Origin of the sequence: Streptomyces sp. HNM0574 (assembly GCF_012726235.1) — a bacterium.
Lineage (GTDB): Bacteria > Actinomycetota > Actinomycetes > Streptomycetales > Streptomycetaceae > Streptomyces.
On the sequence record NZ_JAASAH010000008.1, the window covers coordinates 25,745 to 46,047 of the forward strand.

Sequence of the window (20,303 nt, forward strand, 5' to 3'; positions counted from 1 at the left end):
CGCCCCTCACCGGCCCGCGTCCGCGTGCGGGGTGACGCGGAAGCGGAGGGCGAAGGGGTCGAGGGCGGCGGGGACCGGCAGCAGCGGGTTCAGCGCGGGGTGGGAGGTGAGCCGGTGACTGTGCCCGCGCAGCAGCGCGGCCAGCACGCAGCTCACCGTCAGCAGCACCAGGTTCTCGCCGGGGCACCCGGCGGGCCCCGCGCCGAACGGCACCAGCGCCGGATCACCGGGAGCCGCGCCGCCCGTCCAGTGCGCGGGCGCGAAGACGTCGCCGTAGGCGGCGCCCGGACCCGCCCGGTGCAGATACGGGGCGTACAGCAGGAACACGGTGCCGGGCGGCACCCGTTCGCCGTGCCACACCGTCCCGGCGGTGCTCTCCCGCAGCAGCAGCGGCGTGGTCGGGAACAGCCGCAGCGTCTCCAGCGCGGCCGCCCGCAGCAGCGGCAGCTCGCGCGGGCCGCCGCCGCGCGGCACCGCCTCGCCGTGCGCCAGCGCTGCCTGACCCGGGTGCGCGGCGAGCAGCGCGAGGGCACGCAGCGTGGTCATGCCGGCCGCGTCGTACGCGAACAGCCAGTGCGGCAGCTGCCCGGCCGGATCGGTACGCGCGGAGACCGGCACCCGCCGGGCGATCCCGGCGAGGCTGCCGGCGGGCGCCCGCTCCAGGTACCCGCCGAGCCGCCGCAGGAAGGCGTCCCGCAGCGCCCGCCGCCGCGGGCCGGACAGCCGGTGTGACAGCGGCCGGTTGGCGGCGGCCCGGAGCCGGCGCAGCTGCTCGGCGAGGACGAGGTCGTCGCGCGCCGCGTCACCGAGCACGATCCGGCGGACGATCCGCCACCAGGCCCGGTCGAACGCCGCCCAGTCCAGCTCCGCGACGGGCCCGCGCCCGTCGGCGTACGGAGCGAGCAGCGCGGCGCACTCCTCCTCGGCGACGCGGATCACCGTGGAGGCGAGACCGTGCACCGGGCGCGGCGTCTGGAGCACCTCCTCGTGGAAGGCGCGCCGCTCCTCGCGCACGTCCCCCTCGCTGAGCAGCACGCCGTGCGGCGGGAACCGGGCCGGCGCCGCCACCTTCCCCCCCGGACGCGGGGGAGAACGGCGCGGGCGTCCCGTCCAGCACCCGCGCCGCGTCCTCCCGCTCCAGCACCAGCACCAGCGGACGGCCCCGCACGGTGACCCGCAGCGGCCCCGGCCCGTGCCGCTCCCGCAGCGCCCGGACCAGCTCGATGCCCCGCCGGTCCCGGCCCGCGCGCTCCGTCCACGCCATCCCGCGCGGCCGCCGCAGCACCTCCCCGGCGGTGAGCGCGGGCAGCAGTACGTGCGCCGCGACCCCGGCCGCCTCCCGCGCCCCGGCGCGGGGCAGCCCGTCCGCGCGGGCCCGGGAGCTCCGGGCGCCGGGGCGCGTCACCCCCGCGCCGGGGTCTCGGCGAGGGCCGTGGTCAGTTCGGCGACGTAGTTGTCGAGGTCGCCGGGGTTGCGGGAGGTGATCAGCGGCCAGCCGCCCGCGTTGTCCCGTACGGCGGACTGGTCGATCCAGTTGCCGCCCGCGTTCCGGATGTCGGTCCGCAGCGACGGGTACGAGGTGAGCGTCTTGCCCTCCACGACGGCCGCCTCCACCAGCAGCCACGGGCCGTGGCAGATCGACGCCACCGGCCGCCCCGTGGAGAGGAACGCGCGGACCAGTCCGACGGCCGTGTCGTCGAGCCGCAGCGCGTCGGCGTTGAGCGTGCCGCCGGGGATGTGCAGCAGGTCGTACGCGGACGCGTCCGTCTCCGCGAGGGTCAGGTCCGGGTCGACGGTCTTGCCCGGGTCCCGGTCGTGGACGAGGGTCCGCACCGGATCGCCGGAGACGGCCGCGACGTGGGCCTCGGCGCCCAGGTCCCGCAGCCGGTGCACGGGGGTGAGGAGTTCGTCCTGCTCCACGCCGTGGTTGGCGGTGATCGCGAGGACCCGGTGGCCCGTGAGGTCGGTGTTCGCCATGTGCCGTCCGCTCCCTGTCCGTGGTCGGTCCGTCCTGCCGTCCGGCCCGGGTACCCACGGCGGCCGGGGGCTAACGCGCGGGCCCCGGCCGCCGTGGCCGGAAGGCCCGTGCCCGGCATGTGGCGTATACCGGTAGGAACGGACCACCGGGGGCACCCCCTTGAGACGACATCCGGGCAGGAAGGCGAGCGGCATGACCGCCCATATCGATCCCGTCCCCGGCGCCCCGTGCTGGGTGAGCCTGATGACCGGGGCGCTGGAACCGGCGGAGGAGTTCTACGGCACGGTGCTGGGCTGGCGGTTCCAACCCGGCTCCCTCGGCGAGGAGTTCGTCGTCGGCTACCACGACGGCGTCCCCGTCGCGGGTATCGGCGCCGTCGCCCGCTCCTACGGCGTCCCCGTCGGCTGGACGCCGTACTTCGCGGTGCCCGACATGGATGCGGCGGCCGCGCGGGTGCGGGAGCGGGCGGCGACCGTCGCGGTCGGGCCGCTGCAACTCGGCGAGGGGCGCGTCGCGCTGGCCGCCGACCCGCACGGCGGACGGTTCGGTATGTGGCAGGGCACCGTCCTGCCCAGCTGGCACGCCGGACGCCGGGAACCCCCGGCCCGGCTCGACCTCCGCACCCGCGACGCCTTCGCCGCCGCGATCTTCTACGCGCAGGTCCTCGGCTGGACGGACTCGGGCGACGCGGACAGCTGCGACGTCCAGTACGCCGAGGACACCGTGGCGGTGCTCGCGGGCGGGCACGTCGCGGCGACGCTGTACGGCGGCGCGGTCGAGGCGGCGCCGGACCCGCGGGTGCGGCCGCACTGGGAAGTCGCCTTCTACGTGGACGACTTGGAGGCGGCAGCCGAGGCGGCGCTCGCCGCCGGCGGCAGCCTCTCCGCCGAGAACGGCACCGGACCGGGACCGGCCGTCACCCTCGCCGACCCGGACGGCGCCCTCTTCACCCTCCGGCCCCGGGGGCGGTGACCGGGCCGCCCGTCCGCGCGTCGGCCTCGCGCAGGAACGGCGGCACCCGGCTGTCCAATTCCCGCACCGGCAGGGCGTGTCCGGCGCACGGCGCGCAGCGCCTCGTCGTCCAGCCGGCGGCACCGCGGCCGGTCCGAGCCGCTCGACGGCCAGGGCGGACAGGCACCGTACTCAACGGCCGGGGAGATGCCGGGAGTTCCCGTGCGCGGGGGCGGGTTCCGGGGGTGCGCGGATGCCCGGAAATCCCTCCCTGCGGGGCCGGGGGACCGTCACGACCTGTTATTTTCTACATCGTTGTAGAAGTTACGGTCCGGGCCGGAGAGCGGTGCGGGCCGTCCGACGATGGGGAGAGCGGGCATGGCCCTCTGGGACCGTCTCAAGGAATCCGCGCAGTCGATGCAGAGCCAACTGGAGGCGAAGAAGAACGACTTGAAGAGCGGCGCCTTCCGCGACGCGAGCATGGCCATGTGCGCCCTGGTCGCCGCCGCCGACGGCACCGTCGACGCCAGCGAGCGCCGCCGGGTCGCGCAGCTCATCATGTCCAACGACGTGCTGCAGAACTTCCCCGCCGACGACCTGCAGCGCCGCTTCGACACCTACCTCGACAAGCTCACCGCCGACTTCGACTTCGGCCGCGTCTCGGTCCTCCAGGAGATCGGCAAGGTCAAGAAGAAGCCGACCGAGGCACGCGCGGTCATCCAGATCGGCATCGTCATCGGCGGCGCGGACGGCGACTTCGACAAGACCGAACAGGGCGTCGTCCGCGAGGCGTGCCACACCCTGGAGCTGCCCCCGGCCGAGTTCGACCTCTGACCGGCCCTCCGGTTCCCGCCTCCGCGCCCGGACCGCCGCCCCGTTCCTGATGCGGCGCCGGGCCCGGGGACGGACCATGTCCGGGGGCGGCCGCCGCTCGGCCGCCGCCGGGCACCCGCCACGGACCAACGGAGCCGCGATGAGAATCCTGCTGCTCGGCGCCACCGGCATGGTCGGCAGCCGTATCGCCGTCGAGGCCCTGCGGCGCGGTCACGACGTCACCGCCGTCAGCCGCTCGGGGCGCTCGCCGGACAGCGTGCACGACACCGAGCCCGAGGCCGTCCTCGCCTCCGTCGCCGCCGACGTCACCGACCGGGAGGCCGTCGCCCAGCTGGCCGAGGGGCACGACGCCGTCGTCTCCGCACTCGCCCCGCCCCGCGACGGCTCCGAGCCCACACAGCCCTTCCTCGCCGCGTACCGCTCCGTCATCGAGGGCGTGCGCGAGGCGGGCGTGGGGCGCCTGGTGGTGGTCGGCGGCGCGGGCAGCCTGGAGGCCGCGCCCGGGCGCGAACTGGTCGACACCCCGGGCTTCCCCACGGCGTACAAGCCGGAGGCACGCGCCCACCGCGACCTGCTCGTCCTGTGCCGCTCCGTCGTCGACCTGGACTGGACGTACATCTCACCCGCGGCCGAGATCGCCCCCGGCGAGCGGACCGGACGCTTCCGCGTCGGCGGCGACCGGCTGCTCACCGACACCGAGGGCAACAGCCGCATCAGCGCCGAGGACTACGCGGTCGCCCTGGTCGACGAGCTGGAGCAGGACGCCCACCCGCGCACCCGGATCTGCGTCGCCTACTGACCCGTACCCGCCCGACCGACACGAGGTGCTCCCGTGACCACCGTGCCCGCCATCCCCCTCAACAACGGCACCGCGATGCCGCAGCTCGGCTTCGGCGTCTACCAGGTGCCCGACGACGAGGCGTCCGCCGCCGTCACCGCCGCACTGGAGGCGGGCTACCGCAGCGTCGACACCGCCGCGCTCTACGGCAACGAGGAGGGCACGGGACGCGCCCTCGCCGGATCCGGCATCCCCCGCGAGGACCTGTTCGTCACCACCAAGCTGTGGAACACCGAACAGGGCTACGACACCACCCTCCGCGCCTTCGACACCTCCCTCGCCCGGCTCGGCACCGAGTACGTCGACCTGTACCTGATCCACTGGCCGGCCCCGGCACTCGACAAGTACGCGGAGAGCTGGCAGGCGCTGGAGCGGATCCACGAGGAGGGCCGCGCCAAGGCGGTCGGGGTGTCCAACTTCCAGCCCGCGCACCTGAACCGGCTGTTCGAGGAGAGCGGCATCGTGCCCGCCGTCAACCAGATCGAGCTGCACCCCCGGCTCCAGCAGGACGCGCTGCGCGCCTTCGACGCGGACAACGGCATCGTCACCGAGGCGTGGTCGCCGCTGGGCCGGGGCAACGGCGTCCTCGACGACCCGGCCGTCACCGGCATCGCCGCCAAGCACGGCAGGTCCCCGGCCCAGACGGTGCTGCGCTGGCACGTGCAGCTGGGCAACGTCGTCATCCCCAAGTCCGTGACGCCGTCCCGGATCGCGGAGAACATCGACGTCTTCGACTTCGCCCTCGACGAGGCCGACATGGCCGCCCTCGCCGGACTGGAGACCGGGGAACGCGTGGGCCCCGACCCGGACGTCCTCAACTGAGCGCCCCGGGGCGGGCGTCCCGCCAGGCCCTCGGGTGCCTGACCCAAGTGCGTGGTCTGTCCCGCAATCCGCCTACAATTGCACCCGGCAACGAATTCGCGATTGCATTCGGAACCGCCTTCGGAAGCGGCACCTGCGCGGTGGCGCCCGATTCCCGGCCGCGACGCAGGTGCGGCCGGAAGTCCAGAACGTTCAGGGGAGCCTGATGATCTTCATCACCGCAAAGTTCTCGGTCCGCGCCGAACACGCGGACGAGTGGCCGCAGATCGCCGCGGACTTCACCGCGGCCACCCGCAGCGAACCGGGCTGCCTGTGGTTCGACTGGTCCCGCAGCCTGGAGGACCCGACGGAGTACGTGCTCGTCGAGGCGTTCCGCGACGGCGACGCCGGCGTGGCGCACGTGCAGTCGGCGCACTTCAAGGCGGCGCAGGAGAAGCTGCCGCCCTACCTCGCCCGCACCCCGCGCGTCGTGAACACGACGCTGGACCAGGACGACTGGTCCCTCCTGGGCGAGATGGCCGTCCCCGGCGACGATGCCTGACCGTCCCCCCGAGGGAAACCACGGCCCGCACCGCGCGACAGCGGTGCGGGCCGTGGGCGTTCTTGGGGCCGTCGCCGTGTGCGCCGGCTCGGATCAGGACGCCGGGTGGGGTGTGCCGGGCAGGTGCGCCGTCAGCAGGAAGGCGTCCATCAGGAGACGGCCGTGCTCGTCCCGCTCGCCGTCCGGCACGAGCTTCTCGGGAATGAGCGCCGTGATACGGGACGGGACGACCCGGTCCACCGTCCAGAACCGGCCGACGGCCTCGCGCAGTTCGCCCTCCGTGACGGCGTTCGGCCCCTCGCCGCCAGGGAAGCGCGCCGTGTCGGCGAAGACCAGCACGTGCAGCACGGCGCCGGGGGCCGCCGCGCGGGCGATGGAGGCGAGATATTCCTCGCGGCTGCCGACGGGCAGCGAGTGGAAGAGCGTGCTGTCGATGACGGTGTCGAACCGGCCGTCGTAGCCGGACAGCCGGGTGACGTCGGCGAGTTCGAAGTGCGCCGGGACCTTCCGCTCGGCGGCCGCCTCGCGCGCCTGCCGCACGGCACTGGGCGCCGAGTCCACCCCCAGCACGTCGAAGCCGAGCTCCGCCAGCCGCAGCGAGGTCTCACCCACCCCGCACCCGGCGTCCAGCACCCGCCCCCGCACCTGCCCGTCCTCGATCAGCCGGGCGACCGGAGGCTGCGGCTCCCCGATGTTCCACGGCACCCCCTCCAGCCCCTGCCGCAACGCCTCCCCGGCATACGCCGCCTCGAACCCGGAATACTCGGGACCGGAACACGCACCGTCCACCACAAACCTCCGCACACCTCGGAACACCACCGGCCCGACGATAACCAGCCAGGGGCGGGCACCTGGGCAGCACGCGCGGGCACCTTCCCCATACGTGTGCACGCTCCGGTCGCGCGCGAAATGGGCGTGCGGAAGGGGGACTTGGGGACGCGGCGCAGAGTGCGTGTCAGGTCCGCCAGTTGGTTGTAGCGTCGCGAGGATGAGACCCCTGACCGATCAGGCGCCGGCTGATCCGGCCGCCGCCGACGACAATTTGGCCACCCAGCCCATCGGCTACTGGAGCGGCCTCGTCCACTCGATCGTCACCCGGCGTCTGCGGGACACTCTGGCCGCGATCGACGTCACACAGCCGCAGTACTGGGTGCTGAACCGCGTGAACGGTGGGCCCACAGCGCCGAGCCGCGAGGACGTCGTACTCCAACTGACCTCCCTCGCAGACGGGGAGCGTGAGATCGCACGGGCCGTCGACCAGCTCGTCCACCGCGGCTGGCTTTGGACCGACGCGGGCCAGGGCCTGCACCTCACCGACACGGGGGAAGCGGCCAGGGTGCGGGTGCGCGAGCTGGCAACCGAGCTGCGCGCCGTGGTCCACGAGGGCATCAGCGACGACGAGTACGTGGCAGCCCTCAAGGTGCTGCGGAGGATGGTCGCGAATGTCGAGGCCGGAGGAGACTCCTAGGTTCCGGCCGTTGCTGAGCCGCGGGTCCCGGTGAGGACGGCCGCGAGACGGAGTGCCTCCGGGCGTCGGGCCCGGGGCCGGCCTCGCAAGTGCGGTGACCGATCTGGTCCGAGGGCGGCAGGACACCTTCCGGGCGGGTTCGTGCTCTGTGCGCATGCCGGTGAGCCGGGGCCAACTGGCCTCCCCGGCAAAGAGATACGCCCTAGCCCACGTGCTCCAGGAAGTCGAGGAGGTGGGTGTTGACCTCGTCGGGGCGTTCCTGCTGGGTCCAGTGGCCGCAGCCGTCGAGGACGACGCTCCGGTGCAGGCGGGGGGCGACGCGGTCGAGGGAGGCGAGGACCTTGTCGATGCCGCGCAGGCCCTGCACCATGTCGCGGCTGCCGCCGACGTACAGCGCGGGCATGTCGATCGTGCGGCCCCGGAAGGCGGCGAGGAGGCCCTGGTTGGCCTCGATGTTGCGGTACCAGTTGAGCCCGCCGGTGAAGGCGGCGGAGCCGTGGTGGGCGTACTCCTCGGCGAAGACGCGGATGTCGTCCTCGGTGAGCCAGCCGGGCAGCCGCTCCGGCTCGGGGACGGTGTCCAGCAGCGTCGCCCCCTCCGGCACCACCCACGGACGGGGCGTGCGGGTACGGGGGTTGTCGCCCGAGCCGCTGTGCAGGACGCGGCGGAAGGACGAGGCGAGATCCCGGCCGAAGGCCGCGTCGGCGACGCCCGGCTCCTGGAACCGGACCTGGTAGAAGCCCTCCCCGTACACCTGCCGGGTGACCGACGGCGGGGCCATGCCCGCGGGCAGCATCGGGGGCACGCTGAGTCCGGCGACGCCGCGTACGACGTCCGGCCGCAGCATGGCCGTCGTCCAGGCGACGGGAGCGCCCCAGTCGTGACCGATGACCACGGCCCGCTCCTCGCCGAGCGCGTGGATCAGGCCGATCACGTCACCGGCCAGGTGCGGCAGCGTGTAGGCGGCGACGTCGGCCGGCTGCTCGCTGCGCGCGTAGCCGCGCTGGTCCGGGGCGACGACCCGGTACCCGGCCCGGGCCAGCGGCGCGAACTGGTGCCGCCACGAGTACCAGCACTCGGGGAACCCGTGCAGCAGCACCACCAGCGGGCCCTCGCCCTGCTCGGCGACGTGCAGCCGGACGCCGTTCACCTCGACGTCGTGGTGCCGTACGTCCGGGCCGGTCTCTCGTGCTGCCACTGTCTCTCCTCGGGTCGTCCCTGCGGGGGCTACGGGCCGTCGGCCGGGGCGAGCAGCCCGATGGCCATCACGCCGCCACTCTCGCACACCCGAACGAGCCGGATTCCGTCCGCTCCCGGTGTTCAACTCCCCTTCGGCGAGGGGCTGTCCACGGGGCCGGGCGTCGTCGCCGTGGCCCTGCCGCGGCGGGCGCGCAGGACGCGGTGGGCGATGCCGAGGGCGAGGAGCACGGGCACGCCGACGAAGCACGCCATCCGCATCTCCGGGACGTACACCGCCGTCCCGTACACCGACAGCAGCGCCGCGACGCCCAGCAGCGGGGTGACCCGTCCGCCGCGGAGACGGACGGTGGACGGCGGCCTGTCGGGGTCCCTGCGGAAGGCGCGCAGCGTCAGCAGGATGGTGATCCAGGTGGCGATGACGGCGAAGCTGCCGAGGGAGAGCAGCAGCGGGAAGACCGCTGAGCCGGAGAACTCGGCGAGCACGGCGGTCAGCAGCAGCCCGCACGCCGACACCAGCACCGCGCGCCGGGGCACGCCCCGGCGGTCGGTCACCGCGAGGGAGGCGGGCGCGAGCCCGTCGCCGCCGAGGGAGTGCAGCATGCGGGTGGCCGCGTACAGATTGGCGTTGACGGCCGACAGCGCGGTCACCAGGACGACGACATTGGTGACGGTGGCCGCCGCCGGGACGCCGGCGGCCGCGAACATCACCACGAACGGGCTCTGTTCGACGCTGCTGTGACCCGCGAGTTCCGGCCACGGCGTCACCGCGAGCATGATCGCGATGGCGCCGAGGTAGAACAGCGCGAGCCGCACGATCAGCGACCGCAGCGCCGTCCGCAGCGAACCGGCCGGGTCCCTGGCCTCGGGCGCGGAGATGGCGACGAGTTCGATCCCGGCGAAGCTGAACACGACCACGGCCATCACCAGCCACACGGACAGGCCCCCGTTCGGGAGGAACCCGCCGTGCGCCGTCCAGTTGGACACCCCCGTCGCCGGCCACTCGGGCAGCCCGAACACGACGAGCACCACGCCGACGACGAGGAACGCCAGCACCGCCAGCACCTTGACCGCGCTCAGCACCGACTCGGTGGTGCCGAAGGACTTCACCCCGATCAGGTTGACCGCCGTCACCAGCACGGCGAAGGTCACGACGGCGGCCGCGAGGGGGATTTCCGGCCACCAGAACCGCACGTACAGCGCGGCCGCCACCACCTCGCTGCCGATCCCCGCGATCAGCCCCATCCAGTACAGGTAGCGGACGGCGAACCCCGCGAACGGGCCCAGATAGCGGGCCGCGAGAGCGCCGAAGGACCCGCGTACGGGGAGGGCGCTGACCATTTCGCCGAGCGCCAGCGCCACCGTCAGCGCGATCAGCGCTCCCGCCGCGTAGCTGAGGAGGACGGCCGGGCCCGCGACGGAAATGGTCGAGCCGGCGCCGAGGAACAGCCCCGTGCCCAGCGCGGAACCGAGCCCCAGCAGCGTCATCTGCCGCCGCCCGAGCCCCCGGCGCAGCCCGCCCCCGTCCGCGCCCTCCGCACCGGGGAGGGCGCTCTCCGCCGGCGCACCTTCCGTCATGCCGGCCCCTCCCCTCGGCCCTGCGCCGCGTGGCCGGCGTGACGTTCGTACGCGGCGAGGCGGAGGCAGACGGCGAGGCCGCGCACGGCCTGCTCCAGCTCGTCGGTCTCCAGGCAGGTCGGCGCGATGCGGATGACGGAGTCGCGCGGGTCCTCGCCGTACGGGTGGGTGAGCCCGGCCGGGGTGAGCGCGATCCCGGCCTCGGCGGCCCGCCGTACGGTCTCCCGGGCGCAGCCCTCGGGCGCGTGGAGGGTGACGAAGTAGCCGCCGCGGGGGCGCGTCCATCCGGCGAGCCCCGTGCCGGACAGTTCCTCGTCCAGCACGCGCAGCACGGTGGCGAACTTCGGCTCCAGCAGGGCGCGGTGGCGCTCCATGTGTGCGCGCAGGCCCTCCGCGTCGCGCAGGAAGCGGGCGTGCCGCAGCTGGTTGACCTTGTCCGGGCCGATGGACCGCTCGCCGTTGTGCGCGAGCAGCCAGTCCACGTTGGCGGGGGAGGAGCCGAAGAAGGCGACCCCGGCTCCGGCGAAGGTCACCTTCGAGGTGGAGCCGAAGACGAGCGCCCGGTCCGGGTGGCCGCTCGCGGCGCACGCGGCGAGCAGGTCGGGGGTGCGCACGGGCTCGTCGGTCAGATGGTGCACGGCGTAGGCGTTGTCCCACAGGACGCGGAAGTCACCGGCAGCGGCGGGCATCGCGGCCAGCCGCCGCACGGTCTCCTCGCTGTAGCAGGTGCCGTCGGGGTTGCTGTACGTGGGAACGCACCAGATGCCCTTCACGGCGGGGTCCTCGGCGACGAGGCGCTCGACGACGTCCATGTCGGGCCCCTCGGGCGTCATCGGCACGGGCCGCATGGTGATGCCGAACCGCTCGCACAGCGCGAAGTGCCGGTCGTAGCCGGGCACGGGGCACAGGAAGACGAGACGTTCCTCGTCCGCCCAGCGCCGCGTGCCCCCGGGTATCCCGCTCAGCAGGGCGTGCGCCAGGCAGTCGTGCATCAGCGCGAGGCTGGAGTTCCCGGCGGCGATCAGCTGCTCCGCCGGTACGCGCAGCACCTCGGCGAAGATCCGGCGCAGCGCGGGCAGGCCGCGCTGCCCGCCGTAGTTGCGGACGTCGGTGCCGTCCTCGTCCAGGTGGCCGCCCTCGCCGGGGAGCGCCAGCAGCGGGTCGGACAGCGCCAGCTGCGCGGCGGACGGCTTGCCCCGGGTCAGGTCGAGGGACAGGCCCTGGCCGACGAGCCGCGCGTAGTCCCGGCGGGCCGTCTCCAGGGCGCCGGCCGGGGGAGGGGCCGGGCGGTCCGCCGGGTGCGTTCCGTGGTCGCCGTCGGCGGGCGCGGGCACGGCTGTCGTACGGCTGGAGACTGGCAAGACGGTTCCTTTCGCCGCGCTCCGCGGGCGGGGGAGGCGGGGTGACGGGATGCGGAGGCAGCGTGCGACCAGGGCACACCCGAAGGTCAACCCTGGCACACGCTGCGGACTTAAGTGGCGAAAATCTCAGCCCTTAAGCTATCGCCCGCTTCGCGCCCGCCGTCAACAGCCGTGCACCGACCGGAAGTTCCGGCCCTTCGGGCCCGCCCCGCCTCCGCCCTGGCCGTCACCCACGGTGACCACGGGCGCCCGCCCGGTCAGAACCTCCCGCTGACGGGCGCGCGGCCCGTCGCGGCCGCCGGCAGCGCGGCCACCGCGAGGGCGCCGCCCACCCACATCGCCGCGGTCAGGCCCACACCGTCCGCGGCCCGCCCGCCGACCAGCGCACCCAGCGCGATCGCCCCGTTGAACACGCCGACGAACAGCGAGGACGCCGCCTCCCTCGCGTCCGGCGAGGAGGCCAGCACCCAGGTCTGCGTACTCACCGACACCCCGCCGTACGTCAGCCCCCACACGGCCATCAGCACACCGGCGACCAGCAGCGAACCGCCGACCAGGGGCAGCAGCAGCACCGTCGCGGCCAGGACCGCGCTGATCACCAGCAGCGTCACGCGCGGCGAACGGCGCGCACCCGCCCCCGAGACGAAGTTCCCGCAGACCCCCGCGACGCCGTACACCAGCAGCAGCGTGCCGATCATCCCCGCCCCGGCCCCCGAGACCTCCTCCAGCACCGGACGCACATAGGTGTAGGCGGCGAAATGGCCGGTGACCAGCGCCGCCACCACGACCAGACCGGTACGCACCCGCGGTTCACCGCACAGCCGCAGCACCCCACCCAGCGGAACGGGCCGCTCCGCCGGAAGCCGGGGCAGCAGCACCGCCATCGCCAGCACCACGAGAAACGCGAGCGCCGCGGCGGCCACGAACGCGGCCCGCCACCCGGCGAGCGCCCCGACGTACGCACCGGCCGGGATGCCCAGCACGGACGCGACGGCGATTCCGCTGAAGATCAACGACGTGGCCGGGCCCACCGACCCCGCCGGAACCAGCCGCACGGCGATCCCCGCGGCGACCGCCCAGACCCCGCCCATGCCGATCCCGACGAGCACCCGCGCGAGGAACATGACCCCGAAATCGCTCGCGAAAGCCGCACCGAGATTCCCGAGCACCAGCACCAGCATCAGCCCGCACAGCACCGCTCTGCGGTCGAACCGTCCGAGTGCCGAAACGAGCAGCGGAGAGGAGAGGGCGGCGACCAGACCGGTAATCGTCAGCGTCAGACCGGCCGTTCCCTCCGCCACATTCAAGGCCTCACCCATGGGCGTCAGCAGGCCCACGGGCATCATTTCCGAAGTGACCACGGTAAACGTGCCGATCGCGACGGCGACGACCCCGAGCCACCCCCGCACCACCGACTTCTCCCGCACCGGCGGCGTTCCCGTGACGTCCTCAACATGTGTCATACGGCAAGCCAACCGGGGGCTGAGGGCCGGAACAACGGGTGTTTACTCATGGGGCGATGAGCGGCGGGAATGGATCGTTGGGATTCCGGTCTGAATTCGGGGCTCGGGCGGGCGAATTGGGGTTCGCTTGCCCTTTTCCGTACGGCCCGGTTCCGGCCTTTTCATGCGACGGGGCGGCCAAGTCCCCCGATCGTCAGGCAGGTTGACGAGCGGCCGCCGGACGGGTTCCCGCGACCGTGGTGGCGGTCGCCGCGAGGGTGCGGGAGAAGGCGCGGATGCGGGCGTTCTCCCGGTCGCGGTGCCACACCAGACCGAGGAAGGAGTCCTCCAGGCCCGTGACGGGCACGAACGCGAGGGACCGCCTGCCGTAGAAGCTGGCCGTGTGCCGGCACAGCAGCATCCCGCCGCGCCCGGCCGCCACCAGCGTCAGCCCCTCCTGCAAGGTGCTGACCCGCGGCCCCCCGCACGTCGCCAGCCCGCCCGGGGTGCGCGCGGGCGCGAGCGCCTGCCGCCAGTACCCGGGCGCCGGACCGTCGACGCCGATCAGCGGGACGTCCGCCAGCTCCTCGGCGCCCAGCGCGGCACGCTTCGCCAGCGGGTGCCGCGTCGGCAGGGCCAGCGTCTGCGGCTGCCGCGAGAAGACCGGGCCCACCACCAACTCGGGCTCCTCGACGGGCAGGAGAACAACGGCGGCGTCCACCTCGTCCCGGTACAGCGGCCCGAACGGGTCCGACAGCGGAATCTCCGCCAGATCCGTCGCGCACTCGGGATGCCGGTTCTGGAACAGCGCGACCGCGTTCACCACATCGTCGTCGGCGGCCCCCTGGAACCCGACGCGCAGACTGCCCCGCACACCCCGCGCGGCACTGCGCACGTCGTCCACGGTGTCCCGCAGCGTGTCGTACGCGGGCCGGAGCCCCGCCAGCAGCTCCTGCCCCAGCGGCGTCAACCGGACGCTGCGGCTGGTGCGTTCGACGAGCTGCGCCCCGATCCGGCGCTCCAGCGCCCGCAGCAACTGGCTGACCCGGCTCTGCGAGACGTGCATCCGCTCCCCGGCCCGCCCGAAGTGCAGCTCCTCCGCCACCGCGAGAAACGCCTCCAGCTCCCGGATCTCCAGCCCGCTCATCCTGCCCTTTCCGTCCGACTGCGGCGGGGCGCCCAGGTTCCGCCATGCCGATGTGCCGTGAGGAGGAACCCGGCGAGGGCCGGTCCTGTTCCGTCGCGCTGATACCTGCGGGACAGTGGGCCGTTTCCGCGAGGCACAAGGGAGCGCCCCCGTCCCGGAGTTCACCCCCAGCCGACCGCACCCCGCGCGTCACGACGACGCACGGGGTGCGGACGGCCCGGGGACGTCCCCGTCAGCGGGAGACGCTGTCGTACTGCGAGGCGAGGCCGGAGCCCTGCCCGGCGCGGTCGGAGCCGGCGCGCTCGGGACGCGGGCGGCGGGTGCGGTTCCGGGGCCACGGGACGCCGCCCGGAGTGCGGCTCTCGTCGAACCGTGCGGCGGGCCGCTCCTCGGCCCGGTCGTCCAGCAGCGTCTCGCCGCGGCTCGCGTACGGGCCCGAACGGTGCGCGCGTACCGCCTCGGCCGGCGTCCGCGCGGACGTCCCGGGCGCGGGCGTGGTGGCGCCGTCGGTCGAGGGGGGCTGCGGGGCGGTGCGGTGCCGGGTGACCCGGTCATAGGTGTGCGCGGCGGTCACCATCGTCATGTGGTGGTGCCAGCCGGGATAGGAGCGGCCCTCGAAATCGGCCAGCCCGAAGTCGCGCTCCAGGCGGGCCATCGCGTCGTGCCGTCCGACCGCGTGCCGGATGAGCTGCGCGACGGTGTCCACCCGCGCGTGCGTGACATTGGTGAGCCAGATCCGCGAGGGCGTGTTCCGGCCGGCGGGACGCTGGATCCACATCCGCAGCGGCTGCCGCACGCCCGGCAGGGCGACGGGGAACCGGTAGGCGCTCAGCTGCTCCTCCCGGCCGTGGCCGGTCGCGGAGGGGACGCGCGCCGAGGGCGTCGCGGGCCCCGGCGCCGCCACCGCGCGGCGGGCCAGCTCGATGATCCGGGCCGGCCGGGAGACGCCCTGCGGGGGAGCGCCCGTGGTACGGCGCAGCAGCGGCATGACGGTGCTGTCGGGGTCGGCCTCCAGGAGGAAGTCCAGCTCCTGCTCCAGGAGTCCGGCCATCAGCCTGCCGGGTTCGGCGACGCAGGACAGTTCGGAGACCACGGGCGCGGGCGGCAGCTGTGCGGAGAGCCCGGCGGTCATCTCCAGCACGTGCGCCCAGGCGGGTTCGGTGCCCACCCGGTCGGGGATGCGGGCGCGGGAGCGCTTCCGCGCGTCCTCGGCCCACGGTCCGTCGAGCTGGAGGCGCCAGTCGACGGGGAGCACCCCGGCGTCGGTGCCCAGGCACAGGGCCACGGCGCTCTGGCAGTTGAGAGTGCGCCCCAGGTCGGGCACGAAGCGGCGCTGCACGCCGGCCGAGCAGGTGCCCCGTTTGGGGACGGCCACCGTCGCGACCGTCCAGGCGTGTGCGGGCGCGGTGGTGTGCGCGTATCCGGCGACGGCGTGCCGCAAGGGACTCCAGTCCCACGTACTGCAGTTGATGAACTGCTGCAGCGACTGCGAGACGGTGTGCGAGGGGGAGTAGGTCCGGGCCAGGCTCTGCAGGGACTTGCGTCCCGGAACGGTGAGCAGGCCGCGCAGATAGACGTCGGCCCAGCGGCGCTGTTCGGACCGGGGCAGGGCCCCGAAGATCTCCTCCACGAACCGGCCCAGAGCGTCCCTCTGTCCCGGTCGCACGGGGTGTGCGGCCATCTGTCCTCCCCCAACGTGGTGGCTTCCGCAGAAAAGAATACAGAGTGCTCGCTATGTTTTCGAGTGGGGAGGCGAACTCCGGCGACTTTGGCACGTGTGACCCGCCGCACCGGCCCACCGTCCGGCCGCTCAGCACGAAACCCCCGCTCCCTGCGGAAGAGAACGAGGGTCACACCAACTGCCCGGCGATACGGGGGAGTTCGCTCCGGTTCAGTGACGTCCGTGCGGGTCGAACTCGCCGGCGCGCACCTCCGACAGTGCCCCCGACAGCAGTAATTCCCAGATCGCCGCCAGCTGTTCGCGAGGCCCCGCCCCCTCCTCCCGCCACTCGGGACAAGCCGACTGCGACACCGCCTCACTGCCCGCCACAAGGTGCTCCACCAGAACCGTCACGGCCCGCCGTACCGCCTCCGTGGGCGGCAGACCCGCCTCGTGGGTGCGGTCGAGATGCTCACCCAGTACCGGCATCCACGCGGCACGCCAGTGCGGCGCCGAACTCGCGACCTCCCGCGCCAGCCGCGCGGCGGCCCGCACCGTGGCGTCCTGCTCCAGCAGGCCGGCCAGCGTGTGCGTCAGATCGATGACGCCCTGTATCCCGGGCGGTGCCTGCGCCGCCCGCCGCTGCAACGAGGCCCGCACCGCCGCCGCCCCGTACCGGGTCACGGCGTCCGCCAGCTGGGGCTTGGTGGGGAAATGGAAGGTGAGCGCGCCCATCGTCACCCCGGCGTTCGCGACGACACGGGTGAGCGAGGTGCCCGCGTATCCGAACTCGTCGAACACGGCGGCCGCCGCGAGAATCAGGGACCGGCGGGTCTGTTGGGCCCGCTCCTGCTTGACCACAGAGTCCTCCGGGGAGTGTGGCGACGCCGCGTGGCGCGCGTCGTCCACGGGTACCGGCAACCCTGCGTCAACGTTGACCGAAAATGCCGGTACGGATCGGCGGGGCTGCTGGTCTTCGGTGCCCGGGTGGCGAACTCGGCCGAACGCGCGGCTCTTCCAGTCGTTCCTGCCCACGTCGTCGAGCCGACGGAGCCATCGGGAACGTATCCGGGGTGCTCGGGCACGGTGCGTGTATCGGCCCGGTTTCGCCACGACTTCGGGACTTCAGTGCACAGAGCCATGCGACTTTGAGTCTTCCCGATCTTCCTCCCCGCCCCGTCCGAGCCCCGCACACCCCCTCCGGGCGCCCCGGCAGGCCCGCCACCGGCGTCTCCCAACACCCGTCCCCCGAACGGGGGTTGACGACACCGGACGCCCACCCGCCGTATACGCCCGCGCCGCCCGGCCACGCACACGATCAGGCCACGGGCGGCACGGACGGACTCACCGAACCGGAACGCGCATCACACCGCGCTGCAACCCCCGTCCACGGGAATCGCACCACCCGTCACGAAGGACGCCCCGTCGCTGCACAGCCACGCCGCCGCACGCGCCACCTCCTCGGGGTCCGCGAGCCGCCGCTGAATGGCCCGCGCCACGAACGGCCCCTCCAACTCGGGCCGCGCCCGCAGCACTTCGTCCATCATCTCCGTACGCGTCCCGCCGACCACCAGCGCGTTCACCCGGATACCCTGCTCGCCGTACTCGGCGGCCGCCGCCTTCGTCAGCCCCAGCACCGCGTGCTTGGCGGCCACGTACGGGGCCGCCGCACCGGTCGCGAACAACCCGGCCGTACTGGAGGTGTTGACGATCGACCCCGGACGCCCGCCGTCCAGCATGGCGCGTATCTGGGCCCGCATGCAGTGCCAGACACCCCCGGCGTTCACGTCCATGATCCGGTCGTAGACGGACTGCTCCATCTCGTGCATCCGCGTCCCGAGCGAACCCTCGCCCGCGTTGTTGAACGCCGCGTCCAGCCCGCCGAACTCCGTCACCGCCACCGACACCGCCCGCTCGACATCCTCCGACCGCGTCACATCACCCGCCGAGAGGGCCACCTCCCCGCCCCCGGCGCGCAGTTCGGCCGCGAGATCCCGCAGTTTCTCCTCCCGGCGCGCCATGAGCACCGTCCGCGCCCCCTCGGCGGTGAAGGTCCGGGCGGCCGCGGCCCCGATGCCACTGGAAGCCCCGGTGATCATGACCGTCCTGCCTGCCAGCAGACCGTCACTCCGCCGGGCTGATGCTGCCGTCACGTGATTCCCCTGTGCTCGAAAACGTACAGATCGCGCAACACGGGCAACACCCGGGCCGCCGCGGCACTATACGTCCCCCACCAGGCAACATGCCTGGTCACGCCTTTGCCGGGACCACGTTGACGCCCCTTTCGGGAGGGTGGGGATACGAACAGGGGCGGGGCTGAAGAGGGGGACGGGGGCGACCCCGGCTCGGACAGGGGAGAGATCCGGGGGAGGGGGTAGGGGGCAGCAGCCAATGGGCCCGGGCGGCGAATGGCCTGCGGCAGTGAGTGGACCGGGTCAGCGGGCAGGTCCAGGCGAGGGGTATGGGGTCAGCATGGTCAACGGGCCTGGGTGGCGAGCGGTCCGCGGCGCCGAGCAGGCCGGGACAGCGGGCAGGTCTGGGAGAGGACCAGGGCCAGAGGCCAATCGATCTGGACGGCGAAACGCCCCCGTAGCGAGCGGCCCGGGGCAGTGAGCCAGAGCGGGCGGCGGGTGCGCCTGAGAAGGCAGAAGGGCAGCGCGGGAATTGGCCGAGCCAGCGAACCACGCCCCCGGGGCAACGAACAGGCAGGGGGAGAGGGGACAAGCTCGCACAGCGAGCCGCCCCGCACAGCAAACGGGGCCGGGCCGCCGGAAACCCAGCACCCCGACCCCGTCCCGCAACGCACACGACCCGCTCGCCGGCCGGAACCCTTCGCCCCGCCGGCGGGCCCCGTCGAGCCGCCAGCGGCACCGCCGCCCCGGAAGCGGCAACCGCCCGCCCACAAGCGCCAGTTGCCGCCCTCTTAGCCGAAAGCAGCCACCCTCAGCGGAAGCTGTCGACGTGGTCCGCCAGCCAGGAGGCGTAGTCGCCCGGAGCGTGACCCGTCAGCGTCACCATGTCCTCCACGAGCGGGGTCTTGGACTCCGTCGGGCGCCCCGTCCCCTCCAGCAGCGCCTCGGTGATGGACTCCGGGTAACGGCGGGCCCAGCGCTCCCGCACCTGCTCGGCCGACAGCTCCTCGAACCGCACCGGCCGCCCCAGCCCCCGGGCCAGCTCCTCGACCTGCTCCCGAGGCGACAGCGCCACCGGACCCGTCAGGCTGTACGTACGTCCCGCGTGCTCCGCCCCGTCCAGCGCCGCGACGACCGCCTCGGCGGCGTCCCGCGGGTCCAGGCACGCGTTCCGCGCGTCACCCCCGTACGCCCGCACCACGCCTTCCTTCCGCACCGAATCCGCCCAGCCCAGCGTGTTCGACATCAGCGCACGGATGCGCAGCACCGTCCACGACAGGCCCGAGGCGCGCAGCCGGTCCTCCGCGTCACGGTTCCACTGCGTGATCACGTCCCGCGCGTGCGGATCGGCGACCGACAGCCCGGACAGCTTCACCACGTGCCGCACCCCGCCCGCCAGCGCCGCCGCCAGCAGGTTCTCGTCCTCGTCCGGACGCAGCGGATTCCCCGTGACGACGAACAGCCGCTCGGCGCCGTCCAGGACCTCCTTCATCCGCTCCGCCTCCTGGTAGTCACCGCGGACCACCCGGCCCGGCAGCCCCAGACCCGCCGCCTTCTCCGCATCGCGCACCAGCAGCCGTACGTCCTCCGCGCCCGCGAGGCGGTGCGCCACATGGCGGCCCACGGCCCCCGTCGCCCCCGCCAGCACCGTGGTGTTCTGCAAGGTCATGTCGTCCTTCCGCGTACTTCGCTCAGATCCAGGCCGCTCGCGGCCTCCTCGGTCGCCACCGCCGGCAGCAGACAGCGCCACATCTCGGCCACCCGCTGCGGCAGATCCCGCCTGCCGGAGGCCAGTTGGGAGTGCATCTGCGCACCCGTACAGGCATTGACCACCAGCCGGGCCACCGCCTGCGCGTCGGTGCCCTCGCGCATCTCCCCCCGGTCCTGCGCGGCACACAGCTCGTGCTCCATGATCTGCGTCCACTGCTGGTGGGAGTGCTCCTCCGCCACACCGTCGACGAACGACTCCTGCTCCAGCACCAGCCGTGCACCGGCCAACAGCATCGGATCGTCCCGGAGTTGGTGCGCCCAGGCCATGGTCACATCGACCGCGCGCTGCAGTCCGGTGGTTTCGCCCTCCGCCCGCACCTGGTCCGGCTGGGCCCGCACGATCTCCCGCGCCAACTCCTCCTTGGAGGCGAAGTGGAAGTACAGTGCGCCCAGCGTCACCCCCGCGCGCTTGGTGATGCTCGCGACGCTCGTCCCGGCGAACCCCTGCTCCGCGAAGGCCTCAGCCGCTGCTCGCACGATGGCAGCCCGCGTCCGCAGAGCACGGTCCTGCTTCGGTTTCACCATCCGCTGTCCCGACACCACTCGACAGAAAAAAGAACACTCTCTATGTTATGTGGCGCGGA

Annotated in this window: 19 protein-coding genes; 6 read left to right on the plus strand and 13 right to left on the minus strand. The window is 73.6% G+C overall.

Annotation, left to right across the window (positions count from 1 at the left end; translation table 11 throughout):
- Positions 1 to 6: 6 nt before the first annotated feature.
- Positions 7 to 1,068 (minus strand): cytochrome P450, encoded by a 1,062-nt coding sequence (locus HCC30_RS29185; RefSeq protein ID WP_169443161.1) that lies wholly within the window; start codon positions 1,066 to 1,068, stop codon positions 7 to 9.
- Positions 1,069 to 1,401: 333 nt separating this feature from the next.
- A complete protein-coding gene (locus HCC30_RS15685) occupies positions 1,402 to 1,977 on the minus strand; it encodes a type 1 glutamine amidotransferase domain-containing protein (protein ID WP_169443162.1) in 576 nt (191 codons plus the stop codon).
- Positions 1,978 to 2,170: 193 nt separating this feature from the next.
- Here HCC30_RS15685 and HCC30_RS15690 point away from each other — a divergent pair, with 193 nt between their 5' ends.
- The 5 genes from HCC30_RS15690 (at position 2,171) to HCC30_RS15710 (ending at position 5,964) form a co-directional block, all read left to right on the plus strand.
- Positions 2,171 to 2,950 (plus strand): VOC family protein, encoded by a 780-nt coding sequence (locus HCC30_RS15690; protein WP_240979630.1) that lies wholly within the window; start codon positions 2,171 to 2,173, stop codon positions 2,948 to 2,950.
- A gap of 357 nt (positions 2,951 to 3,307) precedes the next feature.
- Complete coding sequence (locus HCC30_RS15695) at positions 3,308 to 3,763, plus strand: TerB family tellurite resistance protein (RefSeq protein WP_169443163.1); 456 nt, start codon at positions 3,308 to 3,310, stop codon at positions 3,761 to 3,763.
- A 139-nt stretch (positions 3,764 to 3,902) separates the two neighbouring features.
- Positions 3,903 to 4,562 carry an NAD(P)H-binding protein gene (locus HCC30_RS15700; protein WP_169443164.1) on the plus strand — a complete coding sequence of 220 codons (660 nt, stop codon included), beginning with the start codon at positions 3,903 to 3,905 and terminating at the stop codon, positions 4,560 to 4,562.
- Between the two features lie 33 nt (positions 4,563 to 4,595).
- A complete protein-coding gene (locus tag HCC30_RS15705) occupies positions 4,596 to 5,423 on the plus strand; it encodes an aldo/keto reductase (protein ID WP_169443165.1) in 828 nt (275 codons plus the stop codon).
- Positions 5,424 to 5,628: 205 nt separating this feature from the next.
- Positions 5,629 to 5,964, plus strand: coding sequence for a putative quinol monooxygenase (locus tag HCC30_RS15710; RefSeq protein ID WP_169443166.1), 336 nt, complete (start codon positions 5,629 to 5,631; stop codon positions 5,962 to 5,964).
- A gap of 93 nt (positions 5,965 to 6,057) precedes the next feature.
- On the opposite strand, the gene HCC30_RS15715 is transcribed toward HCC30_RS15710, so the two are convergent.
- On the minus strand, positions 6,058 to 6,756 hold the full coding sequence (locus HCC30_RS15715) for a class I SAM-dependent methyltransferase (protein ID WP_206323897.1): 699 nt from the start codon (positions 6,754 to 6,756) through the stop codon (positions 6,058 to 6,060).
- A 196-nt stretch (positions 6,757 to 6,952) separates the two neighbouring features.
- Between HCC30_RS15715 and HCC30_RS15720 the strand changes: the two genes are divergently transcribed.
- Positions 6,953 to 7,432, plus strand: a complete 480-nt coding sequence (locus HCC30_RS15720) for a MarR family winged helix-turn-helix transcriptional regulator (RefSeq protein WP_169443167.1) — start codon at positions 6,953 to 6,955, stop codon at positions 7,430 to 7,432.
- A 202-nt stretch (positions 7,433 to 7,634) separates the two neighbouring features.
- Here the strand turns inward: HCC30_RS15720 and HCC30_RS15725 are convergent, their stop codons facing one another.
- The 10 genes from HCC30_RS15725 to HCC30_RS15770 all read right to left on the minus strand — a co-directional run bounded on the left by HCC30_RS15725 (position 7,635) and on the right by HCC30_RS15770 (position 20,244).
- Positions 7,635 to 8,630: an alpha/beta hydrolase gene (locus HCC30_RS15725; RefSeq protein ID WP_346776647.1), complete on the minus strand. Its 996-nt coding sequence runs from the start codon at positions 8,628 to 8,630 to the stop codon at positions 7,635 to 7,637.
- Between the two features lie 122 nt (positions 8,631 to 8,752).
- Positions 8,753 to 10,207: an amino acid permease gene (locus tag HCC30_RS15730; RefSeq protein WP_240979631.1), complete on the minus strand. Its 1,455-nt coding sequence runs from the start codon at positions 10,205 to 10,207 to the stop codon at positions 8,753 to 8,755.
- Positions 10,204 to 11,469, minus strand: a complete 1,266-nt coding sequence (locus HCC30_RS15735) for an aminotransferase class I/II-fold pyridoxal phosphate-dependent enzyme (protein WP_206323911.1) — start codon at positions 11,467 to 11,469, stop codon at positions 10,204 to 10,206. Before HCC30_RS15735 ends, HCC30_RS15730 begins: the two co-directional genes overlap by 4 nt.
- 356 nt (positions 11,470 to 11,825) lie before the next feature.
- Entirely contained in the window at positions 11,826 to 13,031 is a 1,206-nt protein-coding gene (locus HCC30_RS15740) for an MFS transporter (protein ID WP_169443168.1), read from the minus strand.
- Between the two features lie 193 nt (positions 13,032 to 13,224).
- On the minus strand, positions 13,225 to 14,157 hold the full coding sequence (locus HCC30_RS15745; protein WP_169443169.1) for a LysR family transcriptional regulator: 933 nt from the start codon (positions 14,155 to 14,157) through the stop codon (positions 13,225 to 13,227).
- A 232-nt stretch (positions 14,158 to 14,389) separates the two neighbouring features.
- Positions 14,390 to 15,838 (minus strand): transposase, encoded by a 1,449-nt coding sequence (locus HCC30_RS15750; RefSeq protein WP_169443170.1) that lies wholly within the window; start codon positions 15,836 to 15,838, stop codon positions 14,390 to 14,392.
- Between the two features lie 210 nt (positions 15,839 to 16,048).
- Positions 16,049 to 16,678: a TetR/AcrR family transcriptional regulator gene (locus HCC30_RS15755; protein WP_169443171.1), complete on the minus strand. Its 630-nt coding sequence runs from the start codon at positions 16,676 to 16,678 to the stop codon at positions 16,049 to 16,051.
- A 503-nt stretch (positions 16,679 to 17,181) separates the two neighbouring features.
- Positions 17,182 to 17,916 carry an SDR family oxidoreductase gene (locus HCC30_RS15760; protein ID WP_169443172.1) on the minus strand — a complete coding sequence of 245 codons (735 nt, stop codon included), beginning with the start codon at positions 17,914 to 17,916 and terminating at the stop codon, positions 17,182 to 17,184.
- 844 nt (positions 17,917 to 18,760) lie between these two features.
- The gene (locus HCC30_RS15765) at positions 18,761 to 19,618 is read right to left on the minus strand and encodes an NAD(P)H-binding protein (protein WP_169443173.1); all 858 of its coding nucleotides are present in this window, start codon (positions 19,616 to 19,618) and stop codon (positions 18,761 to 18,763) included.
- Positions 19,615 to 20,244 carry a ScbR family autoregulator-binding transcription factor gene (locus HCC30_RS15770; RefSeq protein ID WP_206323898.1) on the minus strand — a complete coding sequence of 210 codons (630 nt, stop codon included), beginning with the start codon at positions 20,242 to 20,244 and terminating at the stop codon, positions 19,615 to 19,617. Before HCC30_RS15770 ends, HCC30_RS15765 begins: the two co-directional genes overlap by 4 nt.
- Positions 20,245 to 20,303 lie beyond the last annotated feature (59 nt).